We start from the raw sequence: 10194 nt of genomic DNA, 5'->3' as shown, positions 1-10194 counted from the left end.
CCTCCAGCGCGGTGAACGGGATATAGCCGAAGAACGGATCGGCCAGCGGCACCCCGTCCAGCAGCACCAGCGCCCGGCTGGAGGCGTTGCCGCCCAGCGCGCGCAGCGTCACCCCTTGCGCGGACGGATTGGCGGAGCGGCTGTCGGACCGGCGGAACTGCTGAAAGCCGGCGACGTCCTTCAGCACGTTCTCCACCCGGTCGGAGGCCTCGCCCGTCAGTCGCGCGCGATCGATGATGGTGGCGCCATAGGCCGGTGTGCCCGGCGGCAGCGGCAGGCCCGCCCCCAGCACGACGATCTCGTCGGCCCGCTCGGGCGGCGGCGTCCCGGCCATCGCGGGAAGCGGCAGCAGCGCGAGCAGCGCCGGGCAGGAATAGCGGAGCATGACGACGCGGGAGGCCTTCCGGGCAGAGGACGGGCGGGCGGCCCGCCGCTTGTGGATCGCCCGGGCGATCCGCACCGGCAGCGTCTGTCCGAAGGGAAATGGTAGCGGAGGAGGGACTTGAACCCCCGACACGCGGATTATGATTCCGCTGCTCTAACCAGCTGAGCTACTCCGCCCCGGTCGGCCGTGCCGTCCTGACGCGGCGCCTATAGGCACGGTCGACCGAACGGTCAACTGGCGCTGACCACCAGAGCGCGATAGAGGCCGGCGGAACGCGGAAAAAACGGAGACGAACGTGGAGCGGTACGATGTCCTGATCGTGGGGGCCGGGCATGGCGGCGCACAGGCGGCGCTGATGCTGGGGCAGAAGAAGTTCAGGGGCACCGTCGCGCTGCGGGGCGACGAGCGGGAGCCGCCATACGAGCGCCCGCCGCTCTCCAAGGACTATCTCTCGGGCGAGAAGACGTTCGAGCGCATTCTCATCCGCCCCGCCGCCTTCTGGGGCGAGCGTGACGTGGCGCTGCTGCTCGACCGGCGGGTGACGGCGGTCGATCCGGCGGCGCACACGGGGACGCTGAGTGACGAGAGCACCATCGGCTACGGCACGCTGATCTGGGCGACCGGCGGCAGCCCCCGCCGCCTTTCCTGCCCGGGCCACGATCTCGTCGGCGTCCACGGCGTACGAACTCGCGCCGATGTCGACCGGATGATGGACGAGCTGCCCGGCGTGACGAACGTCGTCGTGATCGGCGGCGGCTATATCGGGCTGGAGGCGGCCGCCGTGCTGACCAAGTTCGGCAAGAAGGTGACGGTGCTGGAGGCGCTGGACCGGGTGCTCGCCCGCGTCGCCGGCGAACCGCTGTCGCGCTTCTACGAGGCCGAGCATCGCGCGCACGGCGTGGACGTGCGGCTGGGCGCCAAGGTGGACGGGCTGGTCGGCTTCCAGCCCATCGGCGAGGACGAGCCGGCGCGCGTCACCGGCGTACACATGGCCGATGGCGAAGTGCTGCCGGCCGAGATGGTGATCGTCGGCATCGGCATCGTCCCCGCCGTCGAACCCCTCCTGGCGGCCGGCGCCGAGGGCGGCAACGGCGTGGCGGTGGATGCGCAGTGCCGCACCAGCCTGCCCGACATCTTCGCCATCGGCGACTGCGCCGCCCACGCCAACGATTTCGCCCGCGGTGACACGATCCGCCTCGAATCGGTGCAGAACGCCAACGATCAGGCCACGCTCGTCGCCAAGACGATCATGGGCGCCGACGCGGTCTATCATGCGGTGCCGTGGTTCTGGTCGAACCAGTATGATCTGCGGTTGCAGACCGTGGGCCTGTCCACCGGCTTCGATCAGGCGATCGTGCGCGGCACGCCGGAGACGCGCAGTTTCTCGATCGTCTACCTGCGCGACGGCAAGGTGATCGCGCTCGACTGCGTCAACGCCGTCAAGGATTACGTGCAGGGCAAGGCGCTGGTCGTGGGCGGCATCGCCGCGCCGGTCGAAAGCCTCGCCGACCCGGCGATCCCGCTGAAGTCGCTCGCCGCCTGAGCGCCCGCAGCCTCCCCTCACCGGACGGGCCGGGGAACCGGGCGCCTGCCCTCTCGTTCCCCGGCTCTACACAGGACGAGGAGTGGTGCGATGGAGCTTTCGGTTTCGCTTGAGACGGTATGCCGCCTGATAATCCGGGCGCGCGAACTGGAAGCGCAGGTGCCGGCCATCGAAACCGAGGAGGATGCCGATCCGACCGACTCCGACGACGGCATGGCGGTGCTGGAGGACGAGGCGAACGAATCGATCGAGGCCGAGATGACGGCCGCGCTCGAGGATCTCGCCGACGACCAGATCGCCGAGGTGCTGGCGCTGGCATGGGTCGGCCGCGGCACCTACGACGCGAGCGAGTGGGAGGACGCGCTGGAGGAAGCGAACGATCCGCAGGCCGAAGACCCGATCGACCAGTTGCTGGACATGCCGATGCTCGCCGGGCTGCTCGATGCAGGGCTGGCTGCGTTCGACCTGAGTTGCGACGGCATCGGCCAGATCGACTGACCGGCATGTCGCCCGCGCGCCGGATGAAGCGTTAGGTCATGCCAGACTGGCAGGCGATGTTCGTGCCGACGATCGAGGTGCTGGAGGTCGTCGCGCGGGTGACCATCATGTACCTCTTCCTGTTCCTTGCCCTCCGCTTCCTGCTGAAGCGCGAGGGCGGGACCGTGAACATCGCCGACCTGCTCGTCGTCGTCGCGATCGTCGACGGTGCGCAGCCGGCGTTCAGCGGCGATGCCCAGTCGATCACCGAGAGCGTGGTCTTCGTCCTGACCATCATCTTCTGGTCCTATGCGCTCAACTGGGCGAGTTTCCACTTCCGCGCCCTGCGCTTCCTCACCGCCGCGCCGCCGCTGGTACTCGTAAAGGATGGCAGGATGTGTCGCGCCAACATGCGGCGCGCACTGATGACTAGGGAAGAACTTTTCCAGCAATTGCGCGAGGAAGGCGTAGACGACATCGACCGCGTGAAAAAAGCGGTGATGGAGGGCGACGGTGAGATCAGCGTGATCGAACGCGACTGACCCCGCCCTGCTCGATCAGGCCGCTTCGCTTTCCTCGAAATCCTGCTCGGCAAGGAAACGCTCCGCATCCAGCGCGGCCATGCAGCCGGTGCCTGCCGCCGTGATCGCCTGCCGGTACACCTTGTCCGCCACGTCGCCACAGGCGAACACGCCGGGGATGTTGGTGTACGACGTGCCCGGCTTCACCCGCAGATAGCCGTCGCCGTCATGGTCCAGCTTGCCGACGAACAGCTCGGTGGCGGGGTGGTGGCCGATCGCGACGAAACCGCCGTCCACTTCGAGCCGGGATATTTCGCCGCTCTTGGTATCGCGCAGGTCGAGCGCGACCAGCCCCTGATTGCCCTCGCCGCCGACGAACTCGGCGACTTCCTTGCTCCACAGCACCTTGATGCCGGGGTGCTTGAACAGCCGCTCCTGCAATATCTTCTCGGCGCGCAGCGTGTCACGACGATGGATCAGCGTCACGTCGTGGCTGTGGTTGGTCAGGTACAGCGCCTCCTCGACCGCGGTGTTGCCGCCGCCGATCACCGCCACCTTCTTGCCGCGATAGAAGAAGCCGTCGCATGTGGCGCAGGCGGACACGCCCTGCCCGCGCAACCGCGTCTCGCTGTCCAGCCCCAGCCAGCGCGCCTGCGCGCCCGTGGCGATCACCAGCGTATCACAGACGTACACCGTGCCGCCGTCGCCGGTCAGCCGGAACGGCCGCTGCGAGAGATCGACATCGACGATCATGTCCCACATCATCTGCGCGCCGACATGCTCGGCCTGCGCCTGCATCTGCTCCATCAGCCACGGCCCCTGGATCACCTCGCGGAAGCCGGGGTAATTCTCCACGTCGGTGGTGGTGGTCAGCTGCCCGCCCGGCTGGATACCCTGCACCACGATCGGCGCGAGGCCGGCGCGCGCGCCGTAGATCGCGGCCGACAGCCCGGCCGGCCCCGATCCGAGAATGAGCATGCGGGTCGAGTGGGTGGCCGTCATCATGATCTCGCTTATGGTTCGTCGGCCGGAGATATGCAGGCCGCGCACCGAGTCAAGCCGCCGGCCCGCCGCCGGAACATGCGCCACGCCCCGCCGTTCAACGGCCAGACGCATCAGGCGAAGGAAATCGGGCATGGCCGGCAAGTATACCCAGCGGAACAGCGAAGGCGATCATGTGGTGAAGGACGACGATCCCCTCGCCATCTCGCTGCTGAAGGAAGAGCATCACCGCTTCCGCGAGCTGTTCGATGCGGCCAAGGAAGCCGAGGACGACAAGCTCAAGGAAATCGCCGACGAACTGTGCATGCGCCTCGCCGTGCACATGACGATCGAGGAGGAGATCCTCTATCCGGCGGTCAAGCCCGTGATCGGGGCGGACGAGGTGAACGAGGGTATCGTCGAGCATCAGTCCGGCAAGCGCATCGTCGCCGAGCTGGAGCAGCTGGACGGCACCGAGGAACTGTTCTCCGCGAAGGTCCATGTGCTGGGCGAGGAGACGATCCACCACATCGACGAGGAAGACGAGGACCTGTTCGAGGACGCCAAGCAGGCGCACGCGGCCGGCAAGCTGGATCTCGACGCGATCGGCGAGAAGCTGCGTGCCCGTCAGCAGGAACTGTACCAGCAGATCACCGACACCGGCGAACTCGGCAAGACCAACGAGGCGCGCGCCGAGGAAATCGAGAAGGCCTGATCCGGGCGGTCGCCGTCAGCGCGTAAAGGCGGCGACCAGTTCGACATGGGTGGACCAGCGGAATTGCCCCACCGGGGTGACCCGTTCTATCCGGTAGCCGGCGACGATGAGCGCACGCGCATCGCGGGCGAACGTCCCCGGGTTGCACGAGACGTAGACGATACGCGGCACGGCGGAGGCCGAGAGCAGGTCGACCTGTTCCCGCGCCCCGGCCCGTGGCGGATCGAGCACGATCGCATCGAAGCGCGCCAGTTCCTTGCCGTCCAGCGGCCGACGGAACAGATCGCGGTGCTCGACCAGCAGCAGTCGTTGCGCGCGCGCGCCCGCCGCCTTCAACGCCAGTGCCGGATCGCGCGCGCCTTCCACCGCGAGCACCTTGGCATTCGCCGACAGCGGCAGCGCGAACGTGCCTAGTCCCGCGAACAGGTCGGCCACCGCCGCCGCATCGCCAACCCCCGCCAACACCGCCACCAGCAGCGCCGCCTCGCCATCGGCGGTCGCCTGCAGGAAGCCACCGGGCGGCAGCGGCACCGCGACCCCGCCCAGCGTGACGGTCGCAGGCTCCGGCTCGTACCGCGTCTGCGGGCCGTAGCCGTCGTCCAGTGTCAGCCGGGCGAGGCGGTGCGCGGCGGCGAAGTCGGTCAGCGATTCGTCGGCCGCCAGCCCCTCGACCGTTACCTTTTCCAGCATCAGGTCCACACCCTGATCGGTCAGCGTCATCTGCACGCCGCCGGCGCGCCGATCGCGCAGCAGCCCGCCGAGCAGCCGCCGCAACGGCGCGACCAGCGCGAACAGGTCCGGGTGCAGGATATGGCACTCGGTCATGTCGACGATGCGGTGGCTGGCCCCCTCGTTGAAACCGATCACCACGCGCTTGCCCTGCTTCTCGGCGCGCAGCGAGGCGCGGCGGCGGGTGCGCGGCGGCGAGAGGTGCGCCGCGTCCATCGGCGGCACCTCCAGCCCCTGCGCCTCCAGCGCGCCGACGATGCGATCGACGATGAAATCACCGTAGGACGCATCGTCGACATGCTGCAATTGGCACCCGCCGCAGCGCGGGAAATGCCGGCACGGCGGCGTCACATGATGCGGCCCGGGCGCCACCACGCCGAACGCATCCACCGTGTCGCCCGGGGCGGTGAGCGGATAGTGCGTGCCGTCGTCGGTCACGCCGTCCCCCCGCCCGGCGAGGCGCACGATATCGATGAGGTCGTTCACAGGCAGGCACCGATCGCGGCAGGAAGGTGGATGAGCAGGTCGTCGGCGATCAGCCCCGGCCCGGCCCGGCGGGCGGCCTCGCCGTGCAGCCAAAGCGCGGCGCAGGCGGCATCGAACGGATCGAGTCGCGTCGCCAGCCCGGCGACGATCCCGGCGAGCACGTCACCGGTGCCGGCGCTCGCCAGCCAGCCGGGGGCAGGCGCGGCGATGGCGGCGCGGCCGTCGGGGTGGGCCACCACGCTGTCCGCCCCTTTCAGCAGCACCACCGCGTTGGCCCGCACGGCGGCGGCGCGCGCACGATCCACCTTGCTACCGGGCAGCGGGCCGAACAGCGTGGCGAATTCGCCCTCGTGCGGTGTCAGGATCGGCAAATGCGCCTGCGCGCGCAGCCGCTCCGGCCCGCCGAGCAGCATCAGCGCATCGGCATCGATCACCAGCCGGTGGCCGCAGCGCAGCGCCTGTTCCAACCGTTCGGCGGCGGCATCATTGCGCCCGAGGCCGGGGCCGATCACGACCACACCGATCCGCGGATCGTCCAGCCCGTCGCGATGAACCAGCGCCAGCGTGCCGCCCGCATGACCGCCGCCGGCCGCGCCGCCGCCCAGCATCACATAGCCGGCCAGCCGCTGCGCCGCGCCCGCCGTGAGCAGCGACGCCCCCGGCATCGCCCCGCCGACCACCGCCACCAGACCACGCGTATATTTGTGGGCATCCGCCGTCGGCACCGACAGGCGCGGCCGCGCGACCTCGACCAGATCGTCGGCGAGCGCGCCCAGCCCGATGTCCGCCACCACTACCCGTCCGCAGCGATCCGCCGCCGGTTGCAGTCGGTGCGCCGGCTTCAGCGCGCCCAGCGCCACGGTGAGGTGGAAGCGCGGCACGTCCGACAGCAGCACGCCGTCGTCGGTGGCGACACCGCTCGGCAGATCGACCGCGATGCGGAGCGTGGCGGCGGCCGCGAGATCGCGCAGGCGGTTCGCCTCCTCCTCTTCCAACCCACGCTTCAGGCCGGTGCCGTAGAGGCAATCGAGCAGCAACGCCGCCGGCTGCGCGTCCGCCAGCGGGATCACCGGCCCGGTCCAGCCGGCGCGCGCGGTGCCCGCCGCCGCCGTGCGCGGCTTGTCGCTGGCCGCCACCGTCACCGTCACGCCACGTTCGGCCAGCAGCCGCGCCGCGACGTAGCCGTCGCCGCCGTTGTTGCCGGGGCCGCACAGCACCAGCGTGGGCATCCCACCGCCGAAGCGCCACACCGCTTCCGCCACGCCTGCGCCAGCCCGCTCCATCAGCGCATCGACCGAGGTTCCCGCCGCCATCACGGCATCCTCGGCGGTGCGCGTTTCGGCGGCAGTCAGGATCGGCCGCGGCGTGGCGCGGTTCATGGCGTCGGCTTCACCGTGGCCGGCAGGCGATAACGATCCCCGCCGATCGCGACGAGGATGCCGTCCTTGCCCTCCACCGTCACGCTCGCCGGCTCCGCGCCGTCGGCCGCCGCTACGCCATGCCCGTCCTTCGTCACGAGCAGACGGCGAAAGCCGCCGTCCGGGTGGCGTACGGTGAGGACGAGACCGTCGGGCGTCGTCGACCGCTCCACCACGCAGTCGCGTGCGAAAGGAGCATGGGCACCTATGCTGCATTCGATGCGATCGGCATCGGGCGCGTCGAACGGATTGGCGGCCGGCTCAGACCCGCACGCCGCCAATAGCAGCAAGACGGCGACCGCAGCCCGTTGCAGAAGAACGTCAGATGTCCGCATACATATGCGTCTCCGCAGCACCACCCGGATGCGTCACCGCCCCGCGCCACGCCGGCCCCACGTTCTGCGCGTAACGCCACAGCGCGCCGGACTGGTAATCGGTACGGCGCGGCTCCCATGCGGCGCGGCGCACGGCCAGTTCGGTTTCGTCCACCTGGAGGTCGATCGTGCCGGCCTCGGCGTCGATCGCGATGATGTCGCCGTCCCGCACCAGCGCGATCGGCCCGCCGTCCGCCGCCTCCGGCCCGACGTGGCCGATGCAGAAGCCGCGCGTCGCGCCCGAGAAACGCCCGTCGGTGATGAGCGCCACCTTCTCACCCATGCCCTGCCCGTAGAGCGCGGCGGTGGTGGAGAGCATCTCGCGCATCCCTGGCCCGCCCTTCGGCCCTTCGTAGCGGATCACCACCACCGACCCTTCGGCGATGTCGCGCGCCTCGACCGCGGCGAACGTATCCTCCTCGCAATCGAACACCCGCGCCGGGCCGGTGAATTGCAGGCGGTGCATCCCCGCCACCTTCACGATCGCGCCATCGGGGGCGAGCGAGCCGCGCAGGCCCACCACGCCGCCGGTCGGCGTGATCGGCGTCTTCGCGTCGTAGATCACCTTCTGGTCGGGGTTCCAGGTCACCTGTTCGATGTTCTCGCCCAGCGTCTTGCCGGTGACGGTCATGCAGTCGCCGAACAGCAGTCCCTCGGCCATCATCGTCTTCATCAGCATATAGACGCCGCCAGCCTCGTACATATCCTTGGCGACATACTTGCCGCCCGGCTTGAGGTCTGCGATATAAGGCGTTGATTTGAAAGCCTCGGCCACGTCGAACAGGTCGAACTCGATCCCCGCCTCATGCGCCATTGCCGGCAGGTGCAGCGCGCCGTTGGTCGAGCCGCCGGTCGCCGCCACGATGCGCGCGGCGTTGATGAAGGCCTCGCGCGTGCAGATGTCGCGCGGGCGGATGTTCCTGGTGATCAGCTCCATCACCTGCACGCCGGCGGCATGGGCGATCTGGTCGCGCGTGGTGTAAGGAGCAGGCACCATGTTGCTGTTCGGCAACGACAATCCGATCGCCTCGCCCACGCATGCCATCGTGTTCGCGGTGAACTGGCCGCCGCACGCACCGTGGCCGGGGCACGCGGCCTTCTCCATCTCGGTCACTTCGCTCAGCGGGCATGCGCCGGCGGCATATTTGCCGACCACCTCGAACACGTCGACCACGGTGATGTCGCGATCCTGGTAGCGGCCGGGCAGGATCGATCCGCCATAGACGAAGATCGACGGCACGTTCAGCCGCAGCATCGCCATCATCATGCCGGGCAGCGACTTGTCGCAGCCGGCGAAGCCCACCAGCCCGTCGTAGCAGTGCCCGCGCACCGACAGCTCGACCGAATCCGCGATCACCTCGCGGCTGACGAGCGAGGCCTTCATCCCCTGATGGCCCATCGCGATGCCATCCGTCACGGTGATGGTGTTGAACCGGCGCGGCATCCCGCCGCCTGCGTTCACACCGTCGCGGCAGATATCCGCCTGCGCGTCGAGCGTGGTGTTGCACGGCGCGGAATCGTTGCCGGCGGAAGCGATGCCGACGAACGGGCGGGCGATCTCCTCCTCGGTCAGCCCCATCGCATAATAATAGCTGCGGTGCGGCGCGCGTTCCGGCCCCACGGAAACGTGGCGGCTGGGCAGGCGGGACTTGTCGAACTGGTGCGTCATCGGGCTTCCCTTTCAGGCCCGCGTCTTTACGCCCGTGGGCCGTCAGCGCAACCGATCGCGTACCGTGGCGATCACCGGCGCAAGGATCGCGGCCCATTCGGCCACCCCGGCATCGTCGCCGATCAGGTCCTGCCGCACCTCCAGCCCCAGATAGGCGATGCCATTGCCCTCGGCGTGGGTGTTCATCGTCGCGTTCAGCACCTGCCCCGAATAGGGCAGGTTGTCGCCGGTCACGACGCCCGCCGCGTCCAGCAGGGGGATCGCGAGGCGGGCGGCGCGATCGTCGCGGTTGTACAGCACGCCCACGGCCCAGGGCCGGGGATCGGGCGCTGTGGCGAGGCGCGGCGTGAAACTGTGCAGCGAGACGAGCAGCACCGGCCGGTCGGCGGCGATCCGCACGGCGAGGTGCGCGTGGTAGGGCCGCCAGAAGCGGTCGATCCGCGCCGCCCGCGCCGTCGCATCCAGCCCCGCATTGCCGGGCACGACATCGCCGTCGCTCGTCTCGGGGATCAGCCCGGCGGCATCCTCCTCGCGGTTGAGGTCGATCACGAGACGGGAGACGCCGCCCAGCACTGCCGGGCACCCGAGCGCCTCGCACAACAGAGCGGCAAGCGGCGCCACGCCGATATCGATCGCAACATGCCGGCGCATCACGCCGTCTGCCACGCCCAGCGATAGATCGGCCGGCACATGGGCGGAGGCATGATCCGAAACGATCAGCAGGCCGGTGGCGGGGTCGCCGGCGATGGCGGTGTAGGCGGTGTCGGGCATTCCTTACTGTTGCCGCCGCCCGCGCCGGATGTCACCACATGATCCTTGCACGACAGGGGATGGCGACGATGATTCAGGGTGGCACCAGACGCGAGGCGATCGCCGGCATGGGGGCGGTGCTGGGC

General features: G+C 69.5%; 11 protein-coding genes and 1 tRNA gene. 4 read left to right on the top strand and 8 right to left on the bottom strand.

The genetic code is table 11. From position 1 onward, the window contains the following. Both FOY91_RS19285 and FOY91_RS19280 read right to left on the bottom strand, forming a co-directional pair. Positions 1-334: TonB-dependent receptor (locus tag FOY91_RS19285; protein WP_162527286.1), on the bottom strand; the 334-nt coding region annotated here is incomplete at its 3' end. 150 nt (positions 335-484) lie between these two features. Next, positions 485-561 (bottom strand) — tRNA-Met (locus tag FOY91_RS19280). Positions 562-680: 119 nt separating this feature from the next. On the opposite strand from FOY91_RS19280, the gene FOY91_RS19275 reads away from it, so the two are divergent. From FOY91_RS19275 to FOY91_RS19265, 3 genes are all read left to right on the top strand, one after another. After that, the gene (locus tag FOY91_RS19275; RefSeq protein ID WP_145155382.1) at positions 681-1928 is read left to right on the top strand and encodes an NAD(P)/FAD-dependent oxidoreductase; all 1248 of its coding nucleotides are present in this window, start codon (positions 681-683) and stop codon (positions 1926-1928) included. Positions 1929-2018: 90 nt separating this feature from the next. Further along, on the top strand, positions 2019-2426 hold the full coding sequence (locus tag FOY91_RS19270; RefSeq protein WP_145155380.1) for a DUF3775 domain-containing protein: 408 nt from the start codon (positions 2019-2021) through the stop codon (positions 2424-2426). A gap of 38 nt (positions 2427-2464) precedes the next feature. Further along, positions 2465-2947, top strand: coding sequence for a DUF421 domain-containing protein (locus FOY91_RS19265; RefSeq protein ID WP_145155379.1), 483 nt, complete (start codon positions 2465-2467; stop codon positions 2945-2947). 15 nt (positions 2948-2962) lie between these two features. Here FOY91_RS19265 and trxB read toward each other — a convergent pair whose 3' ends face one another. Further along, complete coding sequence (trxB, locus tag FOY91_RS19260; RefSeq protein ID WP_145155383.1) at positions 2963-3928, bottom strand: thioredoxin-disulfide reductase; 966 nt, start codon at positions 3926-3928, stop codon at positions 2963-2965. Positions 3929-4061: 133 nt separating this feature from the next. Between trxB and FOY91_RS19255 the strand changes: the two genes are divergently transcribed. Beyond that, positions 4062-4622 carry a hemerythrin domain-containing protein gene (locus FOY91_RS19255; RefSeq protein ID WP_145155377.1) on the top strand — a complete coding sequence of 187 codons (561 nt, stop codon included), beginning with the start codon at positions 4062-4064 and terminating at the stop codon, positions 4620-4622. A gap of 15 nt (positions 4623-4637) precedes the next feature. Here the strand turns inward: FOY91_RS19255 and FOY91_RS19250 are convergent, their stop codons facing one another. From FOY91_RS19250 to FOY91_RS19230, 5 genes are read right to left on the bottom strand one after another with little or no spacing between them, the layout of a single operon-like run. Next, on the bottom strand, positions 4638-5837 hold the full coding sequence (locus FOY91_RS19250) for a class I SAM-dependent RNA methyltransferase (protein ID WP_145155375.1): 1200 nt from the start codon (positions 5835-5837) through the stop codon (positions 4638-4640). After that, positions 5834-7216, bottom strand: a complete 1383-nt coding sequence (locus tag FOY91_RS19245; RefSeq protein ID WP_145155373.1) for an NAD(P)H-hydrate epimerase — start codon at positions 7214-7216, stop codon at positions 5834-5836. Before FOY91_RS19245 ends, FOY91_RS19250 begins: the two co-directional genes overlap by 4 nt. Continuing rightward, the gene (locus tag FOY91_RS19240; RefSeq protein WP_145155371.1) at positions 7213-7590 is read right to left on the bottom strand and encodes a hypothetical protein; all 378 of its coding nucleotides are present in this window, start codon (positions 7588-7590) and stop codon (positions 7213-7215) included. Before FOY91_RS19240 ends, FOY91_RS19245 begins: the two co-directional genes overlap by 4 nt. Then, entirely contained in the window at positions 7577-9298 is a 1722-nt protein-coding gene (ilvD, locus tag FOY91_RS19235) for a dihydroxy-acid dehydratase (protein WP_145155369.1), read from the bottom strand. Before ilvD ends, FOY91_RS19240 begins: the two co-directional genes overlap by 14 nt. A gap of 42 nt (positions 9299-9340) precedes the next feature. Then, a complete protein-coding gene (locus FOY91_RS19230; RefSeq protein ID WP_145155366.1) occupies positions 9341-10069 on the bottom strand; it encodes an N-formylglutamate amidohydrolase in 729 nt (242 codons plus the stop codon). Between the last annotated feature and the right edge of the window lie 125 nt (positions 10070-10194).

The organism is Alterirhizorhabdus solaris, from assembly GCF_007785815.1.
Classification (GTDB): domain Bacteria; phylum Pseudomonadota; class Alphaproteobacteria; order Sphingomonadales; family Sphingomonadaceae; genus Alterirhizorhabdus; species Alterirhizorhabdus solaris.
This window is presented reverse-complemented; position numbering and strand designations above follow the sequence as displayed.

Coding starts and splice junctions, on each gene's coding strand:
- FOY91_RS19255 (WP_145155377.1), top strand. CDS start 4,062: ATGGCCGGCAAGTATACCCAGCGGAACAGCGAAGGCGATCATGTGGTG.
- FOY91_RS19270 (WP_145155380.1), top strand. CDS start 2,019: ATGGAGCTTTCGGTTTCGCTTGAGACGGTATGCCGCCTGATAATCCGG.
- FOY91_RS19245 (WP_145155373.1), bottom strand. CDS start 7,216: ATGAACCGCGCCACGCCGCGGCCGATCCTGACTGCCGCCGAAACGCGC.
- trxB (WP_145155383.1), bottom strand. CDS start 3,928: ATGACGGCCACCCACTCGACCCGCATGCTCATTCTCGGATCGGGGCCG.
- FOY91_RS19230 (WP_145155366.1), bottom strand. CDS start 10,069: ATGCCCGACACCGCCTACACCGCCATCGCCGGCGACCCCGCCACCGGC.
- FOY91_RS19240 (WP_145155371.1), bottom strand. CDS start 7,590: ATGCGGACATCTGACGTTCTTCTGCAACGGGCTGCGGTCGCCGTCTTG.
- FOY91_RS19265 (WP_145155379.1), top strand. CDS start 2,465: ATGCCAGACTGGCAGGCGATGTTCGTGCCGACGATCGAGGTGCTGGAG.
- ilvD (WP_145155369.1), bottom strand. CDS start 9,298: ATGACGCACCAGTTCGACAAGTCCCGCCTGCCCAGCCGCCACGTTTCC.